This window comes from Mesorhizobium sp. L103C105A0, from assembly GCF_000502215.1.
GTDB lineage: Bacteria > Pseudomonadota > Alphaproteobacteria > Rhizobiales > Rhizobiaceae > Mesorhizobium.
The window spans coordinates 1172342-1190922 of the sequence record NZ_AYXF01000002.1 but is presented as its reverse complement, the minus strand read 5'-3'; the positions used below and the strand labels follow the sequence as shown (position 1 = coordinate 1190922).

Below are 18581 nucleotides of genomic sequence, written 5' to 3'. Positions count from 1 at the left end.
TTCTCCTTAGACGCTAGCGGGCAGACGGGAAAGCCCCTCAAGGGGTGCTCAGGCCAGCCGGTCAAGGTCGCCGGCGCACCGCGATCGGCCGCAGCGACACTTGCCGCAAGCCAAGCACGCCGAGCACGAAGAACAGCCACACCGGGTCGCCGCGATGGAAGAAGAAGCTTTCCAGGAACGCGTTCAGCGCCGTGAACAGCACCACCATCATGAAGAAGTCACCGAGATAGATGTTCTCCTTGCGCGGCGGGATGCGCATGTAGTCGCGCAGCGGCGCGATCACGAAAGTGTAGACGGCAACGCACAGCGCCGGGATGCCCATCAGCACCGCAATGTCGAGATAGCCGTCATGGCCATGCACGATGGTCCGGATGTCCCAGGCCCGGTCGAAGGGCTGGTCCTGACTGAGCAGCAGCGGCGTGCCCCAGAAACTTTCATAGCCGTAGCCGGTCCAGGGCTTCTTCGCCAGCATCTCGCCGGAGAACTCCCACAGCGTCGTGCGTCCGGTATAGGTGAGGTCGGGGAAATAGGTGGCCGCCAGCTCTTTCACCGGGGGGATGAAGACGATGCCTAAGGTACCGATGGCCGTCGCAATGATCGCCAGTGCAAACAGGATCGGCGTGCCGAACCGCATGCCGATCAGGCCCGGCAGCACGACGATCAGGATCGAGAACGGCACCAGGCCGGCCGTCGTCTTGGAGCCGGTGTGCAGCATGAAGATCATCGCCGCGCCGAAGATCGCCACGCCCCAGAACTTCTGGCCGCGCCGGAAGAGATAGAGGCCGGCGAAGCTGAAGCAGGCCATGATTGGTCCGGCAATGTTCTTGTGGGCGAACACACCACGCCACAGGCCGGCATGTTCGGGCTCCTGCGAATCGGCCGTATGCAGGGCCTCATGCGGAAAGACGATGAGGCCGATATAGGACAGGCCGATAACGACGATCGCGCAGAATATGATGACTTTCGAAAAACTGTCGGCGTCGCGCGGCAGCACCAGGACCGTCGCTATCGTCAGAACGCCAAGCAGCGTGAAGAAGGCCGCGCGCATGGCCGAGGACGGGTCGGTCGCGTTGATGACCGAAAGCATGAAAAAGCCGAGCATCAGGATCCAGGACGGGCTGAGCAGCGAGCGCACCATCTTGGGGTCGGCGAACGTCAGCAGTGAGAAGGTCGAAATGGCGCCGAGCGAACTGAAGCCGAGCTGGTTGACGATGTCGCCGCCGTCGCCGGTCAGTTCCGCGCCTGCCGGCTGAAACGGCCGGAACGACACGATGACGACGGCAAACAACAGCGCGGCAATCGCCGTCGCCACGCCGTCGCGGGTGACGATGCCGCCCAGCAGCAGCTCGTCAGTTCTTCTCAGGCTGCCTGTATTGCTCATTGGCGTATCCGAATTCGGCAAGCACGCGGCCGAGCGAGACATAGACGGGGTAAAGCGCCGTCGACAGCGATCCTGTCCGCGCCAATTTGATTGCGCCGCGCACGGGCGAGGCTATCAGCAGCGCCAGGCTTTTTGCAAACACCTTGGCGCCGGCGAATGGCGTGCCGGCGCGCTTCTTCTTTTCGACCAGCGTCGAGATTACACCGTTGCGTAAGGATCGGGCGCGGATCCAGTCAGCCTCGACGCGCCGGGCCGGAACGCCTTCGCGCACCTTTGCCTCGGCGCACCAGCCAAGCACGAAACCTTTCTGCGCCGAGCGGCTGAGGAAGTCGGAATCGCCGCCGCCCATGAAGTTGAACCGCAGGTCGAGGAAGGGTGGCCCCATGATGGTGAGCACATTGCGCCCGACCAGAAGGTTGCCCGAGGAATAGAGTGCGGCCACGCGCCCGGTCTGGCGATAGGGCGGCGCAAACACCGGGTGCTCGGCCCATTTGGCGTGAGCAGGATCGGTAAACACCGGCACTTGCGGGCCACCGACAATGTCGGCGCCAAGCGTCTCCGCCGTCCTGCACATGCGCTCCAGCCAGTCCGCGTCGGCGATCTCGTCATCGTCGATGACCAGCAGGTGGCGGAAATCCGGAAAATGCAGGATCGCCGTCTGCCAGCCAGCATTGTAGGCACTGCAATTGCCCCGCTCATGCGCGATGATGACCATGCCCTTCATATCGTCGCGTTCGAACAGCGGCACGGCCGCCTGGGCGCCCTCACGCGCCTCGGCCTCGTTTTCGATGACGATGACGGCGAAGCGCCGGCTGGTTTGCTGTGCCTTGAGCGACGCCAGCGTTTCGAGCAGCAGTTGCGGCCGCTTGAAGGTCGGCAGCGTGACGACGGCTTCCATCGTCTCTGCGGCGAGCCCCGGAGAGCGTCCCGCAATCGAAACCGAACCGTCCGATGGCAAAGGGATCATCCGCTCCAGCCGCATGTTTTGAATCTGGCTTTCGATAACACCGCGACGATAACGTTTCGTTAATCACCTTTCGCAGCGGCGCCTGCCGGTCCGCGCCTTTCAGCCGTTGCGTTGCGTGATTTAATCAAGGGTTCACCCAGCTTTGCTAGTGGCTGACGCCTGGATAGGTGAGATGCATCTGCTGTTCGCCACATCGATCGTGCCCGACGGCGCTCTCGCTTCGGGCTATGAGATCGCCAATGCTGCGATCATCGCCGCCTTGCGGCGCGCCGGCGTGCGCGTCACCGTCATTGGCTTCATCTGGCCGGGCAAGGCGCCCAGCGACCCCGAAAACACCTTCGTGCTCGGCGCCGTCGACGTGCGCACGGAAAGCGCCTCGGCGCGGCAGAAGCTCGCCTGGCTTGGCAAGGCGGTGCTGTCAGGGCTCACCTTCGCTTCCGTGAAGCTGCGCGCGGTTTCCGACAGCGAAGTCCGTGCCGCGATCGAGCGCGCCGGTCCCTTCGACGGCTATGTCCTGAATTCGGTGCAGTTCGCCGGCGCCTTTGAAAAACTGTTCGCCGACCGTCCCTCGATTTTCGTCGCCCACAATGTCGAACATGGTTCGGCCAAAGAGAATGCGGCAGCAGCAAACAGTCGCTTCCAGCGCCTGCTGTTTGCCCGCGAGGCCAGGCTGCTCAAGACCATGGAGGAGCGGCTCTGCCGCCGGGCTCGCTTCGTCTTCACGCTGGCCGAGGAAGACCGCGCCGCACTCGGCGTTGCCAGCGACGACCGCTCGGCGGTGCTGCCGCTGGTGACCACTGCCACGGCGCCAAAGCCGGTCAAGCCGCGCCGCATCGATTGCGACGCGGCGCTGATCGGCACCTGGACCTGGCAGCCGAACCGCATCGGCCTCGACTGGTTCCTGGAAAAAGTCGTGCCGCATCTTCGCCGGAGCTTTCGCATCAGGGTCGCCGGCAACATGCCGTCGGATATCACCTCTGCCCATCCCGGTGTCGAATTTGTCGGCCGCGTGCCCGACGCCCAGGATTTCGTGCGCGGCGCCGCCGTCATCCCACTGATCAGCACCGCGGGCAGCGGCGTTCAGCTCAAGACCATCGAAACCTTCGAACTCGGCCTGCCGTCGGTCGCCACCAGCCGTTCGCTGCGCGGCATCGATCATCGCCCGGCAAATTGTTTCGTCACCGACGATCCGGCCGCCTTCGCCGGCGCGCTGGAGGCAGCGGCGGCCGATGTCAAGGATGTCGATGGCAGCGCCTTTCACCGCCGGCAGATCAAGGCACTGGATGCCGCCATCAGGCTCGGCCTGGAAAAGCTCGGGTCGGTGGGGGAGGAGGTGTTTGCATGAACATGCACACCGCCCGCGCCGCCTTCGGGCTCGATACGCTGAAGACGATCCTTGGCATTTCGGTCCTTGCCATCGGCTGGGATGACGCGATCGCGCTGCTCGCTCGTCTGATTGCCGAGCGGCGCTTCACCAAGGTCAGTTTTCTCAACGCTCACAACGCCAACATCGCCTCTACCGATCCGGTCTTTGCCGAGGCGCTCGACGATTTCCTCATCCTGCCTGACGGCGTTGGCGTCGATCTGGCGGCAAAGCTGCTCTACGGCGCGCCGTTCCCGGACAATCTCAACGGCACTGATCTCATTCCGGCCTTTCTGCAGGCATCGGCGAGGCCGCTGACCGTCGGGTTGCTTGGCGCCACCCGCGCCAACGCCGAGGCGGCGTCGGTCAGGCTAGCCGCTCTGGCGGTGCAGCACGAATTCGTCGTCATCCATGACGGCTATTTCTCCCCCGCCGAAGAGCAGGCGATCGTCGATCGCATCGAGGCATTGCGGCCCGACGTGCTGCTTGTGGCCATGGGCGTGCCGCGCCAGGAATTGTGGATCGCCCGTCATATCGATGCCCGCCACTGCACGCTGCCGATCGCCGTCGGCGCGCTGCTCGATTTTCTCTCCGGCACGGTGCCGCGGGCGCCTCTGTGGATGCGCCAGCTGAGGCTCGAATGGTTGTTCCGTCTGTGCATCGAGCCCGGCCGGCTGTGGCGCCGCTACGTCGTCGGCAATCCGGTGTTCCTGCTGCGTGTCGTCAGGCAGAAATTCTCGCGTCGGCCCGAGCCCGCCGGAGAGTTGCGGTGAACAGCCGCGTCGTGCCGAGCCCTGCAGCCGAGACCGGTGCCCTGCCGCAAACGCCGACGGCGGCGGTGGTGACCGCCAGCTATGCGCCGGATTTCGAACGCTGCCGCCTGTTGTGCGAGACCCTCGACCGCCATGTCTCCGGCTTGGCGCATCATTACATTCTGGTCGAGCACCGCGACGTGGCGCTGTTTCGCCAGTTGGAAAACGACCGCCGCAGCGTTGTCGACGAGCGCGACCTGCTGCCGCGCTGGCTGCGTGTGTTCGACGATCCGATGAGCCTCTTTCGCCGTCGCATCTGGCTCAGTCTCAAGACCCAGCCGCTGCGCGGCTGGCATGTGCAGCAGCTGCGCCGCATCGCCATCGCTGCGCATGCTGGAGAAGACGTGCTGGTCTTCTGCGATTCCGACGTCGCCTTCCTCAAGCCATTCGATCTGAGCGCCTTCTGGCGCGACGGCAAGGTGCGGCTGTTCCGGCGCGACGGCGTGCTGTCGAGCGACGGTCACGACGAGCATCGCATCTGGTCGCGCAATGCGGCCTCGGCGATTGGTATCGATGCATCCGAGGTTTCGAACCACGACTATATTTCGACGCTGATCGCCTGGCGCCGTCAGACCGTGACGGCGATGTGCGCCGAGATCGAGAAGGTGCACGCGCGCGGCTGGGTCGAGGTCATCGCTTCAGTGCGCCGGTTCTCCGAATGCATGATCTATGGCCGCTATGTCGACGATGTGCTGGGGGGCGCCGGCCATTTCCACGGCTCGGAGGAATTCTGCCGCGTGCACTGGACCGGGGAGGCGCTGTCGGATGACGAATTCCGCAGCTTCGTCGCCGCTATGGCACCGGGGCAGGTGGCGATCGGCATGCAATCCTTCATCGGCACCGATATCGGCCGCATCCGCCGCCTGATCGGATTGGCTTAGATTGCCTTGGCGGGCTTGCGCAGCGCCGAATAGGTTAGCAGCGCCGAGGCGAGATAGAGCAGCAGGAAGACGACATTGAGCGATACGACAAGCCTGGGCGTGTCGGCAATCGTGGTCAGCACATAGGTCAACAGCACCGCCTTCAGCCCCGCCAGCAGGCCGAGGTTGAGCGCCCTGAGCGCGGTCTGGCCGCGCGCGAACAGCAGCTCGGCCTGGTATTCGACCAGGTTGCGCAGTCCCGGCACGCCGATTGCCAACGCCACCAAGGGCGCCGCCTCGGCGACATTCCGGCCAAGTGCATTGGGGAAGAAATGCAGCACGATGCCGAGTGCGGCCAGTGCCAATGTCGACACCAGGAACACGCCGGCTTCGATACCGCTCTTGACCCGCAGTCGCGACAACAGCTCCGGCGCCCGCATCATCCTCTGCACCAGCATCATCGAGAAGGTGCGGATCGGGATTGCCGTCAGGTCGACCAGCCGCATGATGATGGCATAGATGCCGGCCAGATGCGGCCCGCCGATCGCCAGCACGAGCAGCTTGTCGAATTCCGACTGCAGGTAGAACAGCACTTCGGCTCCTGCAACATAGATCGAATCGGCAAGCCGCCTGAGATAGAGCTCGGTGCGCAGCCTCAGCCGCTGGCGTGGATAATAGAAGCCGAAGGCCAGCAGCAGCGAGGCGGCGTTGGCGCCGATGTAGAACAACGACCAGATCCAGACGCTGTGCTGGCCCGATAGCATGAACAGCACGGCGCCCAGCGCGCGGAACGCCGTGGCCACGATCGACAGCACGGCGGCGCGGCCGAATTTGCCGAGCCCGTTGTTGACGATCAGCACCACCTCGACCGGCCGCCACAAAAGCGCCTCTGCAAAGACGATTGCGGCAAAGACGGCCAGCGGAACGGTGCTGGCGAAGAAGATCAGGTAGACGCCCCAGGAGGCCGCCGCCAGCAGTGGTAAGGACACGGCGCCAAGCAAAAGGAAGCCGGCGGTGAAGGTGCCGATCAGATTGGGGCGGATGGTGGCTGTGCGGTAAAGCGCCGAGATGAAGCCGAAAGCGAGGATGCGCGACAGCATGACGCCGGCCGCCGAGGCGGTGGCGAACATGCCGAACTCGGCAATCGACAGCGTGTTGGCAAGTGCGATGAAATAGGCAAGCGAGAACACCAGCCGCCCGCCGGCGCCGCTGATGGCTGAAAGATAGTCGCGAACCAGCCCCCGTCTTTCGGCGAGGAAGGTGCCGATGCGGGCGAGTGTCCGCCTTTGCGGTATGTCGCTGGCCTGCGTCATATCGAGGAAAGCCGTAAGCCGCAAAGCTTAACGTGCGGTTCTGACGCCATTTTACAGATCCCGGCAATGCGTGGCGAAGCGAGAAACTTTCACTTGCAGACTTCGGAAATTAACCTTTTGTTTCCCATGCCTGTTTAGCGTGACTTAACGATTGGCCGACCGCCGCTCCTGCGCCGTCGAAGGTAAAGTTTCGAGACAATGGTCGACAGGGAAAACCGTGAAGACTGGAGGCGCGAGCGCTCCCTCCTGGCGCTCGGCAAAGCCGTGCGCGGCGATGAGGCGGCGGATGCGTCGGCGGTCTCGATCGGTGACCGGGTGGATCCGTCATGGCGCGAGGACGCCGCCACGCGTCACCGCATAGCCCGCTCGCAACGCGAGGCGCGGTCGAATCCGGCGCCAACGTCACCGCCCGAGCCGCCGCAGTTCCAGGCCGACGGCGAACCCGTTTCGGCCGCCAGCGCGCGTGAGGAGCCTGTTTCCGGCCGGCGTCAGCAGCACGCCGCCTATGAGCTCCGCTCTTTCCACGAGCAGCGACCGGACCGCGACGACGATGACGGGCAGGAATGGAAGCCGCTGATCGATCCGCTCCAGGTCGTCCGCGGCATTAGTCGTTCCAAGTTGCTGATCGTCTCGACTACGATATTGGGCACGGTGCTCGGCGTCGCCGTCGCCGTTTCGACACCGAAGAAATACGAAGCCACCACACAGATGGTCATCGAGCCAGGCGACCTGAAGCTTTCCGACAACGATCTCACCCAACCGGTCGGGCAGCCCGATGCGGCGCTGGCTGTTGTCGAAACCCGCATCAAGATGGTGACATCCGGCAAGGTCCTCGACAAGGTCGTGGCCGATCTCAATCTCGTCGACGATCCGGAATTCAACGGACAGGGCTCTGGCGGCCTTGGCGTCCTGTCGCTCATTCGCTCGATACTGTCGCGCCAGGATGGCCCTGGCGGCGGCGGTGAAGTGCGCCGCCAGGCGCTGGCGGTCGGCAATCTGGCCAAGAGCCTGTCGGTTGAGCGCAGCGGCAAGAGCTTTGTCGTTTCCATCAGCGCCACCACTCAAAGCGCCGACAAATCGGCGAAGATAGCCAATACGACCAGGGACGTTTTCCAGCAGGAGGCGGCCCAATACCAGTTCGGGATGGCCGGGCGCGCGACGGACCAGCTGACGGCCAAGCTCGATGACCTGCGCAAGAATGTCGAGACAGCGGAGCGCAAGGTCGAGGATTTCAGGGCCACGCATGATCTCGTCGACGCGCAGGGCCATCTGATCAGCGACGACCAGATGCTGAAGCTCAACGAGCAGCTCTCAGTCACCCGGGCCCGTACGCTGGAACTCAATGCCCGGGCCGCGTCGGCGCGTTCGCTGGACGTCAATTCGGTCATCAACGGCACCTTGCCGGAAGAAATCAATTCCAACACGATGAGCGAACTGCGCGCGCAATATGCAGTTTTGAAGCAGGAGGCCGACCGCGCCGCCGTGCGTCTGGGACCGCGTCATCCCGAATACCAGGCGCTCAACGCCCAGCTCGACGGCTCGCGCGAGCGCATCGCAGGCGAACTGCGCCGCATCGCCTCGTCGCTGCAGGTCGATTTGAAGCGCTCGGTTCAGCTTGAGCAGGATCTCGCTTCCCGCCTGGCTCAGGCAAAGGTCCAGAGCGGCGACGTCAACAGCGATCTGGTCAGCCTGCGCGAACTGGAGCGTGACGCCACGGCCAAACGCTCCGTCTACGAACAGTACCTTCTGCGCGCCAAGGAGACCGGCGAACAGCAAAACATCAACACCACCAACATCAATCTGATGACCCCCGCGCAACCGCCGCTCGAACCCAACGGACCGTCGCGGGCTGTAATAGCGATGGCCGGCCTGCTGCTCGGGCTTGCTTCGGGCATCGGTGTCGGCGCCATGCGCGGCGCGTTTGCCAGCCTGCGCGGCGCTGCCAATTCGCGTTCGCGCGGCAGAATGGACGAGCGCCCCCCTCCGGTCGAGGACAAGGTCTATCGCGCGCCGCTGCCTGTGGCGCCGCCACCGGCAGCACCTCCGGTGTTGCCGACCGCGGCCGCTCCCGCCCGGAGCCCAGGTCTGTTCGACGGACTGTTCTCGGCGATGCGCAAAGCCGCGCCGGGTAGCGGGACGTCAGGCGAACCCGTCGAGACCTACCGCGCCCAACCAGCCGCCGAATATACAAGGCCGGTGCAGGAGCCTGTGGGCTATCGCCAGCCGGACTTCCGGAACGAGGTTCCGCACGCCAATTCCCCTGCGCAGCAGCCTGGCTACGCGCAGCCTCGTCAGCCGGCTGACTATGCCTATTCGCAGGCTCAGCCGATGCCCGCGGCGTCCGGGCCGTGGTCTTCTCCGCAGCCCGCTGGGGCGGCGCCGGAAGACCAGCAGGCGCAAATCGACGATATCCGCGCCAGCCTGCGCGAATTTCGCGAAGCGGTGCGCGAACTCACCGAAAGCCGTTCGCACCGCCGCTATTTCTGAGCAATTCCAGGAAAAGTGTGAAACGGTTTTCCCGGGAAAAGCGCGTAGCGCGCTTTCCCTTGGGAATTGCGTCAAAACAAGAAATAGAGCGGTTCAGCCTTTCCGTGAAAGGATGAGTCGCTCTGAGCCCGTCAGCACAGAATAAAAGCTGCCGGTTTCGAGTTTACGGCATGTGACGGCGCTTTGACGGGATTGCTTAGGCCAAATTTCGTGACAATGCCGCGCAGCATGGCGCCCAAAAAACGCTGCCGTCGGGCTTTACCCGAATGGGCGGAACGTTTGGAACAACGACATGCACGAAGCAACGTTCAAGGCGCGCGCCGCGCCTTGGCTGGAATGATGTCGAGGATGGTTCATGGCCGAAGTGATTGACGGAAAGATCGTCGCCGCAGACGTGGTTCAGAAGGTCAAGGCCTTGACCGAGGACCTGGTCGCCAAGGGAAAGGCCCAGCCCGGCTTGGCGGTGGTCATCGTCGGCGAGGATCCGGCAAGCCAGGTCTATGTCGCGTCGAAGTCGCGCACCGCCAAGGAATGCGGCTTTCATTCGCTGCAGCACACACTGCCGGCCGACACGTCCGAAGCGGCACTGCTGAAGATCATCGGCGAACTCAACGCCGATCCGGCCATCAACGGCATTCTGGTGCAGCTGCCGCTTCCCGCCCATATCGATGCCGGCAAGATCATCCAGGCCATCGCGCCACAAAAGGATGTCGACGGCTTTCATTTCATCAATGTCGGCAAGCTCGGCACCGGCGAACTCGAAACAGCCTTCGTGCCCTGCACGCCGGCTGGCTCCATGCTTTTGATCGAACGCGTGCGCGGCAAGGATCTTTCCGGCTTCAACGCGGTCGTCGTCGGCCGCTCCAACATCGTCGGCAAGCCGATGGCAAATCTGTTGCTTGCCGCCAACTGCACCGTCACCATTGCCCACAGCCGCACCAAGGATCTGCCGGCGCTGGCCCGCACAGCCGACATTCTGGTTGCCGCCGTCGGCCGGCCCGAAATGATCAAGGGCGACTGGGTCAAACCCGGCGCCACCGTGATCGATGTCGGGATTAACCGCATTGCCGCACCCGAGAAAGGCGAAGGCAAAACCCGCCTCGTCGGCGATGTAGCCTATGCCGAAGCGGCCAAGGCCGCCGGCGCCATCACCCCCGTGCCCGGCGGTGTCGGACCGATGACCATTGCCATGCTGATGGCCAATACGTTAGCCTCAGCCTACCTTGCGGCCGGCTTGAAGCGGCCTTCCTTCTGACCCAGAAAGCAGCTTCTTTGCCGAACCTTACTATTCCCTCTGAACGGCCGGTCGTGGATGATCCCGTTCAAGGGGGCCGGCAATTCGCGTTCCTGCTGGTCGACAAGTTTTCGATGTTTTCGTTGGCAGCGGCGATCGATACCTTCCGCTCGGCCAACCGCCTGCTCGGCCGCGATTTCTATGGCTGGACGACGGTCTCGGCCGACGGCGATCCCGTCATGGCCTCCAACGGCCTGCCGCTCAAGATCGACTATGCCGTCGCCGATTTGCCGCCGGTCGATATCCTGTTCGTGTCGGTGGGCCTGTCGGTCGAGTTCCCCGGCAAGAGCAAGGTGCTGGCGGCGCTGCGCAGCTGGGGCCGGCGCGGCAATGCGCTCGGCGCGCTGTCGGTGGGCTCTTACCTCCTGGCCGAAGCCGGTCAGCTCGAAGGTTATCGCTGCACCATCCATTGGGAAAACCGCGCCGGCTTCGTCGAGCGCTTTCCCGACATCAATTGCACCGGCAACGTCTTCGAGATCGACCGCAAGCGCTACACATGCGCCGGCGGCACCACCTCGATCGACCTGATGCTGGAGATCGTGCGTGGCGACTTCGGCTCGAACCTCGCCAACGGCGTTGCCAACCAGTTCCAGCATGAGCGCATCCGCTCCGCCGGCGACCGCCAGCGCGTCGGGCCGGAGCGCGACCTGACCGGCAAGTCGGAGAAGCTAAGGCGCATCGTCGAACTGATGGCCGACCATCTCGACGAGCCGCTATCAGCCGTGCAGCTTGCCAAATCGGCGGGCCTGTCGGTGCGCCAGGTCGAGCGCTTGTTCCTGCGCCATTTGAGCGTCACGCCCGGTCGTTACTACATGCGGCTCAGGCTTGAGCGGGCGCGCGAACTGCTGCGCCAGACCAACATGCCGATCCTCGACGTGGCCATTGCCACCGGCTTTACCTCGCACTCCTATTTCGCGCAGAGCTATCGGCTGCAGTTCGGCCGTCCGCCTTCCGAAGAGCGGCGCACCACGTACTGACGCGGTGCTGAGCCGGCCTCGGAACAGGCCTCGGCCGGCGCCGATCCTGTTACACGGCAACCGTTCGTAACCCGCTCCGGGGCTTGTGCCCGGACGCGCCGTCAAATAGCTTCCGGCGCGGATCAGAGGGCGGTCTCAAGGAGATTTCCATGGCGGGACTTTTGCGGAGCGTCGCTGCGGCGCTGCTCCTTTTGTCGATGACTTCGCTCGGCTTTGCCGCCAACAAGGTCATCATCATTCTTGACGCTTCGGGCTCGATGTGGGCCCAGATCGACGGCAAGCCGAAGCTCGAGATCGCGCGCGAATCGCTGAGGACCGTGCTGCAGTCGGTCCCGGGCGACGACGAGATCGGCTTCATGGCCTATGGCCACCGCGAAAAGGGCAGCTGCGACGACATCGAACTGATCGTGCCGCCGCAAGCCGGCTCGGCTAGCGCCATTTCGGCCGCTGCCGACAGCCTGAAATTCCTCGGCAAGACGCCGCTGACCGCAGCCGTCAAGCAGGCGGCCGAAGCTCTGAAATACACCGAGGACAAGGCGACCGTGGTCCTCATCACCGATGGGCTTGAAACCTGCGAAGGTGACCCGTGCGCGCTGGGCAAGGAACTGGAGGCCTCAGGCGTCGATTTCACAGTCGACGTCGTCGGCTTCGGCCTGACCGCTGACGAGGGCAAGCAGATCGCCTGCCTTGCCGACAACACCGGCGGCAAATATATCCAGGCCTCGGACGAGAAGGCGCTGCAGGAAGCACTGGTCGAAACCGTCGCCGCGCCGGCTCCGGCACCTGAACCCGCACCGGCGCCAGCCCCAGCTCCAGCCCCTGAACCGGCAAAGCCCGAATTCAATTTCATCCCGAGCGTGGTCATGGCCGAAGGCGGCGATCCGATCACCGACGGCAATGCCTGGGAGGTCTACAAGGCCAAGGCCGATGGCACGCACGGCGAGGCCGTCACCACCCAGTACAACAACTACGAGGCCAATCTCGAGCCGGGCGACTATGTCGTCGTCGCGCGCGCCGACGAAGCTCGGGCGGAACAGAAGGTCAAGATCGAGGCGGGCCAGGTCTACAAGCCGCTCTTCACCTTGAACGCCGGCACCATGCTCATCCATCCGAAGCCAAGCCAGGGCGCCGAGATCAGTGACGAAGCCGATGTCGACTTCGCCTTCCCGGGCGGCAGCACCACCCACTATGGCGACACCAGGATCATCGTGCCGGCTGGTGAGCAGAAGGTGACGGTTGCGATCGGCAGCGGCTCGGTGACCGAGAACATCCAGCTCGCCGCCGGGCAGACTGTGGAAAAAGACATAGTCGTCGGCGTCGGCCATGCCGCCGTCAACGCCTACTACACTGCAGGTGGCGACAAGGCCGACTCCTCGGGCATCAGCGTCCAGATCGTCAAGGCCAAGAAAAAGATCGACGGCTCGCGTGACGATGTCGCCCACTCCTATGGGCCCGACAGCAAATTCTGGCTGCCGCCGGACGATTATGTCGCGGTCACCTCGCTTGAGCTCGCAACCGTCGAGCAGCCTTTCAGCGTCAAGGTTGGCGACGTCAAGGACGTCAAGGTGACGCTCGATGCCGGCGTGCTGGTGATGTCGGCGCCGGGCGCCTATTCGATCGAGGTGCTGTCGTCGAAGAAGGATATCCAGGGCAACCGCAAGGCGCTCGGCCTGAACTATGGCGACACCTGGCAGCAGACTATCCCGGCCGGCGACTATGTCGTCCTCCGCCACATGCCCGATCAAGGCCATGACAAGGAAATGCCGGTGACGGTCAAGGCCGGCGAACGGAGCGAGATTACGGTTCAGCCGTAATCGCCATCCATCCCTCACCAAAGGGCGGCCTCAAACCGAGCTCGAGCCGCCCTTTTTACAAAATAGGCAATGATGCCTCAGGCCGTGCCGAAAGCACTGGCGCCGTGGTCGGCGCGGCCGACCAGCTGGCGGAAACCGGCGAACAGCTCGCGGCCGAAACCGAACTCGTTGCCGATGAGATCAATGTCGGCCGTGCGGCGCAGCGCGAGCTCGGGCCCCGGCACCAGCACTTCCAGCGTGCCGGCATCGGCGTCGAGCCGGATGATGTCGCCGTCATGGATCCTGGCGATCGGCCCTTCCTCGACCGCTTCCGGCGTTACATGGATCGCCGCCGGCACCTTGCCGGAAGCGCCAGACATGCGCCCGTCCGTGACCAGCGCGACGCGCTGGCCACGATCCTGCAGGATGCCGAGCACGGTGGTCAGCTTGTGCAGTTCCGGCATGCCGTTTGCCTTTGGGCCCTGGAAGCGGATGACGGCGATGAAGTCGCCGGTCAGCGTGCCGGCCTTGAAGGCTTCGTTCAGTCCCTGCTGGCTGTCGAACACCTTGGCCGGCGCCTCGATGACGCGGCGTTCCGGCTTCACGGCGGACGTCTTGATGACGGCGTGGCCGAGATTGCCGGCGAGCACTTTCAGGCCGCCGGTCGGCTGGAAGGCCTTCTTGAACGGCGCCAGCACCTTCTCGTCACCGCTCTGCAGCGGCGAGGCTTCACGCACGACGCCGCCATCTTCGCCGAGCCGGGCCTCGACCGCATAGGGCCTCAGGCCTTCGCCCCATACCGTCTGCACATCCTCATGCAGGATGCCTTCGTCGAGCAATTCGCGGATCAGGAAGCCGAGCCCGCCGGCGGCATGGAAATGGTTCACGTCGGCAAGCCCGTTCGGATAGACGCGCGCGAGAAGCGGCACCGCTTCCGACAGGTCGGAAATGTCCTGCCAGGTAAGCGTGATGCCGGCCGCCGCGGCCATGGCGATGAGATGGATGGTGTGGTTGGTAGAGCCGCCGGTGGCGTGCAGGCCGACGACGCCATTGACGAAAGAGCGCTCGTCGATCATGCGGCCGACCGGCGTGTAGGCGTTGCCGAGCGCGGTGATCGCCAGGGCTCGCCTGGTCGCCTCGCGCGTCAGCGCGTCGCGCAGCGGCGTGCCTGGATTGACGAAGGACGCGCCGGGCGTATGCAGGCCCATGATCTCCATCAGCATCTGGTTGGAATTGGCGGTGCCATAGAACGTGCAGGTGCCCGGCCCGTGATAGGATTTGGACTCCGCTTCGAGCAGTTCTGCGCGTCCGGCCTTGCCCTCGGCATAGAGCTGGCGAACCTTGGCCTTCTCGTCGTTGGGCAGGCCCGTCGTCATCGGCCCGGCCGGCACGAACACCGCCGGCAGATGGCCGAAGGTGAGAGCCGCGATCACCAGCCCCGGCACGATCTTGTCGCAGACGCCGAGATAGACGGCGGCGTCGAACATGTTGTGCGACAGGCCGATCGCCGCCGACATGGCGATGACGTCGCGCGAAAACAGCGACAGCTCCATGCCGGGCTGTCCCTGGGTCACGCCGTCGCACATGGCGGGCACGCCGCCGGCCACTTGCGCGATGCCGCCAACTTCCTTCGCGGCTTCCTTGATCAGCGCCGGGAAGGTTTCGAAGGGCTGATGCGCCGACAGCATGTCATTGTAGGAGGTGATGACGCCGAGGTTCGGCACCTTGTCGGCGCCGAGCGCCAGCTTTTCAGACGGGCTGCAGACGGCAAAGCCATGCGCGAGGTTGCCGCAAGACAGGACGCCGCGGTTGGCGGTGCGGCTGGAGGCCTCGGCGATGCGGCCGAGATAGCGCTCGCGGCCGGCTTTCGAGCGTTGGCGGATGCGTTCCGTGATGGCTTCGATGTCGCGTCTGGCTGTCATGGTCGGTCCTTTCGAGCCCCGGAAGAACGTCCTCCACCGTCTGCCGGGACTACTTTGCGTGAAATCAGGGTGCCCAGAACACCTCTACCGGGGTGGGTGCCGCTTCGAGCACTTTGCGGATGGGCTTTTTCGCGCCCGGTCCCATCGCATCGTCGAAGGCGGTGCGCTTGTCCTCGCCTTCTATATGCAGCGCGATGAAGCCGGCGTCGACGATCCGCGCCAGCGGCAGCGTCAACCGGGGTTCGCCGGCGCTTGCCGCGTGAACCGGCAGCACGATCCTTGATGAGGCTGGGTCGAGCAAATCGCCGAGATTCTCGGCGTCGGGAAAGAACGAGGCGGTGTGGCCGTCGCCGCCCATGCCGAGCACGACGACATCGAGGGGCCAGGGCAGAGCCTTCAGCGCCGCATCGTCGGCCGCCGCGGCGGTCTCGATGCTTGCCGCCTCATGGTAGAGCGGCACGAAGTGCGCGGCAGCCGCCTTGTTCTGCAGCAGGTTGGCCGCCACCAGCCCCGCATTCGAGCGCGGCGAGGAGGCCGGCACGAACCGTTCGTCGACCAGCGTCACCGTCACCTTGTTCCAGGCGATCGGAATGGCCGAAAGTGCTGCAAAGAACTTTGCCGGCGTGGTGCCGCCGGAAACGGCAAGCAGGGCCGTGCCGCGCTCGTCGATGGCCTTGGTCAGGCGCGCCGCGACATTGCCGGCAAGGGCTGCCGCCAGATCCTGGCGCCCGGCAAAGCCGTTCCAGTTATAGACGGGCTCGCTCAATTGCTTTCGTGCCATGTCCGCCCGTCGCGTTCGATCAGCGCAATCGAGGCCGAGGGACCCCATGTGCCGGCCGTATAGCCTTGCGCCTCCTGCCTGGCGCTTTCCCAGGCGTTCTGGATCGGGTCGATCCACTTCCATGCCGCCTCGACTTCGTCGCGGCGCATGAACAGCGTCTGGTTGCCGCGGATAACATCCATGATCAGCCGTTCATAGGCGTCCGGCGCGCGACCGTCGAAAGATGTTGCAAAGCTCATGTCGAGCGGGATCTGGCGCAGCCGCATGCCGCCCGGGCCTGGATCCTTGATCATGATGAACTGCTTGACGCCTTCGTCGGGCTGCAGCCGGATCACCAGTTGGTTGGCTGAGATCGGCCCGGCGCTGTCGCCGAAGATCGAATGCGGGATCGGCTTGAACTCGATGACGATTTCCGAAACGCGGGTCGCCAGCCTTTTGCCGGTCCGGAGATAGAACGGCACGCCGGCCCAGCGCCAATTGCCGATCTCGGCCTTGATGGCGACGAAGGTCTCGGTGGAGCTGTCTTTGCCGAGTTCCTCGACATAGCCTTTCACCGCGCCGCCTGCAGAGGCGCCGGCGCGGTACTGCCCGCGCACGGTGTGCTTGGGTGCCTCATTGCCGTTGATGCGCTTCAGCGCCCGCAGCACCTTCAGCTTCTCGTCGCGCACGGCATCGGCATCCATCGACGATGGCGCCTCCATGGCAACCAGGCAGAGCAGCTGCAGCATGTGGTTCTGCACCATGTCGCGCAGCGCGCCGGCCTTGTCGTAGTAGGTGACGCGGTCTTCAAGACCGACGGTCTCGGCCACCGTGATCTGCACATGGTCGATATGGGCAGAATTCCAAAGCGGCTCATAGAGCGCGTTGGCAAAGCGCAGCGCCATCAGGTTCTGCACCGTCTCCTTTCCGAGATAGTGGTCGATGCGGAAGATCTGGCTTTCGTGGAAGTCGTCTCCAACCACGTCGTTGAGCTTGCGCGCCGAATCGAGGTCGCGGCCGATCGGCTTCTCCAGCACGATGCGTGAATTCGGCGTGATGAGATTGTGGGCTTTCAGCTGGTGCGAGATGTCGCCGAACAGCGCCGGCGCAACCGCCAGATAGAAAGCGCGAATGCGGTCGCTTTCGCCGATCGCCTTTTTCAGCTTGTCGAAGCCGGCACCCGTCGTCGCGTCGGCCGATACGTAGGACAGCCGGGCAAGAAATGTCTTGAGTTCCTCGGCGTCGATGTCGGCCGGCTTCACATGCTGGGAAATCGCCTGCTTGGCGAAAGCCTGGAATTCCTCGTCGCTCATCTTGGAGCGCGAGGTGCCGATGATGCGGGTCGGCTCGGAAAACTGGTGGTCGCGCTGGCGGTGGTAGAGCGAGGGCAGCAGCTTGCGTTCCGACAGGTCGCCGGTGCCACCGAAAATGATGAAGTCGAAAGGCTCGACGGGAATGATCTGGCTGGTCATGGTCTGTCCGCTTTGACGCCGCTCGCTGTGACGCGGCAGGATATAATCTAATCGATTTAAACTATCCAGTGCCATGGTGTCACATCAAGGCCAAATCACTGCATATTGATTCGCTCCAAATGTGCCTTGACACTGGCTGCCACCCGGAGGCTTTTCGTCAAGCGATGGTCCCGGGGCTTTCGCGCCTGCAACATAAAGCGGGAATGTGACGAAAGCTAATGCGTGTCGCCCAGAAGTGCGAAGCGGTTCTGGGAGACAGACACGCATCAAACAAAAAAGAAAAATGCGCTTGCGAGGTGGGTCTTCAATGAGCGGAAAAAGCATGCGTCTGGAAAACAAGGTTGCCGTCATCACGGGTGCTGCGTCAGGTTTCGGCGAAGGCATGGCCAGGCGCTTTGCCGAAGAGGGCGCCAAGGTCGTCGTCGCCGACCTCAACGCCAAGGGCGCGGAGCGCGTTGCAGCAGAGATCGGCCAGGCCGCGATCTGGACCCAGACCGACGTTTCGCAGCGTTCCGAATTCGACGAGATGGTCTATGCCGCAAAAAGCGCCTTCGGCCGCATCGATATCATGGTCAACAATGCCGGCTACACCCATCGCAATGGCGACATGCTCGACGTCGACGAGGCGACCTTCGACCTGATCACTTCAGTCAACATGAAGGCGATCTACCACGCCGCACTTGCCGTGGTGCCGATCATGGAGCGGCAGGGCGGCGGCGTCATCCTGACCACGGCTTCGACCGCCGGTCTGCGGCCGCGTCCGGGGCTCACCTGGTACAATGCCTCGAAGGGCTGGGCGATCACCGCGACCAAGTCGATGGCGGTCGAACTCGCGCCCAAGAACATCCGCGTGAACTGCCTTTGCCCGGTCGCCGGCGAGACCGGCATGCTGGAGAAATTCATGGGCACTGACACGCCCGAGATCCGCGAGAAATTCCGTGCCTCGATACCGCTCGGCCGTCTGTCGACGCCGCTCGATATCGCCAACGCTGCGCTTTGGCTTGCGTCGGACGAAGCCGCCTTCATCACCGGCGTGGCGCTGGAGGTCGACGGCGGCCGCTGCATTTGAGCAATTCGGGAAGTACCTCGCTGTTCGCAATGCACGGCAGACAGAGCAACGTCGGCAAAAGTTCGCATCGGTGCGCCGGCCGGCCGAGGAACGAACAGTTGACGTCGTCAC

The 18581-nt window shown here is 64.0% G+C and carries 14 protein-coding genes; 8 read left to right on the top strand and 6 right to left on the bottom strand.

What is annotated here, in order from left to right:
* Positions 1 to 61: 61 nt before the first annotated feature.
* Both X727_RS154355 and X727_RS154360 read right to left on the bottom strand, forming a co-directional pair.
* Positions 62 to 1381 (bottom strand): O-antigen ligase, encoded by a 1320-nt coding sequence (locus X727_RS154355; protein ID WP_023746238.1) that lies wholly within the window; start codon positions 1379 to 1381, stop codon positions 62 to 64.
* Positions 1350 to 2348 (bottom strand): glycosyltransferase, encoded by a 999-nt coding sequence (locus X727_RS154360; RefSeq protein ID WP_023692395.1) that lies wholly within the window; start codon positions 2346 to 2348, stop codon positions 1350 to 1352. Before X727_RS154360 ends, X727_RS154355 begins: the two co-directional genes overlap by 32 nt.
* Positions 2349 to 2520: 172 nt before the next feature.
* Here X727_RS154360 and X727_RS154365 point away from each other — a divergent pair, with 172 nt between their 5' ends.
* From X727_RS154365 to X727_RS154375, 3 genes are read left to right on the top strand one after another with little or no spacing between them, the layout of a single operon-like run.
* A complete protein-coding gene (locus tag X727_RS154365; protein ID WP_023834059.1) occupies positions 2521 to 3693 on the top strand; it encodes a glycosyltransferase family 4 protein in 1173 nt (390 codons plus the stop codon).
* Positions 3690 to 4484 carry a WecB/TagA/CpsF family glycosyltransferase gene (locus X727_RS154370; RefSeq protein WP_023669298.1) on the top strand — a complete coding sequence of 265 codons (795 nt, stop codon included), beginning with the start codon at positions 3690 to 3692 and terminating at the stop codon, positions 4482 to 4484. Before X727_RS154365 ends, X727_RS154370 begins: the two co-directional genes overlap by 4 nt.
* Positions 4481 to 5404 carry a DUF6492 family protein gene (locus X727_RS154375; protein WP_023669299.1) on the top strand — a complete coding sequence of 308 codons (924 nt, stop codon included), beginning with the start codon at positions 4481 to 4483 and terminating at the stop codon, positions 5402 to 5404. Before X727_RS154370 ends, X727_RS154375 begins: the two co-directional genes overlap by 4 nt.
* On the opposite strand, the gene X727_RS154380 is transcribed toward X727_RS154375, so the two are convergent.
* Complete coding sequence (locus X727_RS154380) at positions 5401 to 6696, bottom strand: lipopolysaccharide biosynthesis protein (RefSeq protein WP_023669300.1); 1296 nt, start codon at positions 6694 to 6696, stop codon at positions 5401 to 5403. The genes X727_RS154375 and X727_RS154380 overlap by 4 nt on opposite strands.
* A 198-nt stretch (positions 6697 to 6894) precedes the next feature.
* Between X727_RS154380 and X727_RS154385 the strand changes: the two genes are divergently transcribed.
* The 4 genes from X727_RS154385 to X727_RS154400 all read left to right on the top strand — a co-directional run bounded on the left by X727_RS154385 (position 6895) and on the right by X727_RS154400 (position 13268).
* Complete coding sequence (locus X727_RS154385; RefSeq protein WP_023692390.1) at positions 6895 to 9183, top strand: GumC family protein; 2289 nt, start codon at positions 6895 to 6897, stop codon at positions 9181 to 9183.
* Positions 9184 to 9538: 355 nt separating this feature from the next.
* Positions 9539 to 10438: a bifunctional methylenetetrahydrofolate dehydrogenase/methenyltetrahydrofolate cyclohydrolase FolD gene (gene folD / locus X727_RS154390; protein ID WP_023834058.1), complete on the top strand. Its 900-nt coding sequence runs from the start codon at positions 9539 to 9541 to the stop codon at positions 10436 to 10438.
* Positions 10439 to 10455: 17 nt separating this feature from the next.
* On the top strand, positions 10456 to 11454 hold the full coding sequence (locus X727_RS154395) for a GlxA family transcriptional regulator (protein ID WP_032888631.1): 999 nt from the start codon (positions 10456 to 10458) through the stop codon (positions 11452 to 11454).
* Positions 11455 to 11603: 149 nt separating this feature from the next.
* A complete protein-coding gene (locus X727_RS154400) occupies positions 11604 to 13268 on the top strand; it encodes a VWA domain-containing protein (RefSeq protein WP_023697312.1) in 1665 nt (554 codons plus the stop codon).
* A gap of 77 nt (positions 13269 to 13345) precedes the next feature.
* Here the strand turns inward: X727_RS154400 and edd are convergent, their stop codons facing one another.
* The 3 genes from edd to zwf all read right to left on the bottom strand — a co-directional run bounded on the left by edd (position 13346) and on the right by zwf (position 17401).
* Complete coding sequence (gene edd / locus X727_RS154405; protein WP_023747208.1) at positions 13346 to 15169, bottom strand: phosphogluconate dehydratase; 1824 nt, start codon at positions 15167 to 15169, stop codon at positions 13346 to 13348.
* Positions 15170 to 15233: 64 nt separating this feature from the next.
* Entirely contained in the window at positions 15234 to 15950 is a 717-nt protein-coding gene (pgl, locus tag X727_RS154410) for a 6-phosphogluconolactonase (protein ID WP_023701816.1), read from the bottom strand.
* Positions 15932 to 17401: a glucose-6-phosphate dehydrogenase gene (zwf, locus tag X727_RS154415; protein WP_023669307.1), complete on the bottom strand. Its 1470-nt coding sequence runs from the start codon at positions 17399 to 17401 to the stop codon at positions 15932 to 15934. Before zwf ends, pgl begins: the two co-directional genes overlap by 19 nt.
* 322 nt (positions 17402 to 17723) lie before the next feature.
* On the opposite strand from zwf, the gene X727_RS154420 reads away from it, so the two are divergent.
* Positions 17724 to 18470 carry an SDR family oxidoreductase gene (locus tag X727_RS154420; protein ID WP_027049416.1) on the top strand — a complete coding sequence of 249 codons (747 nt, stop codon included), beginning with the start codon at positions 17724 to 17726 and terminating at the stop codon, positions 18468 to 18470.
* Positions 18471 to 18581: the final 111 nt, after the last annotated feature.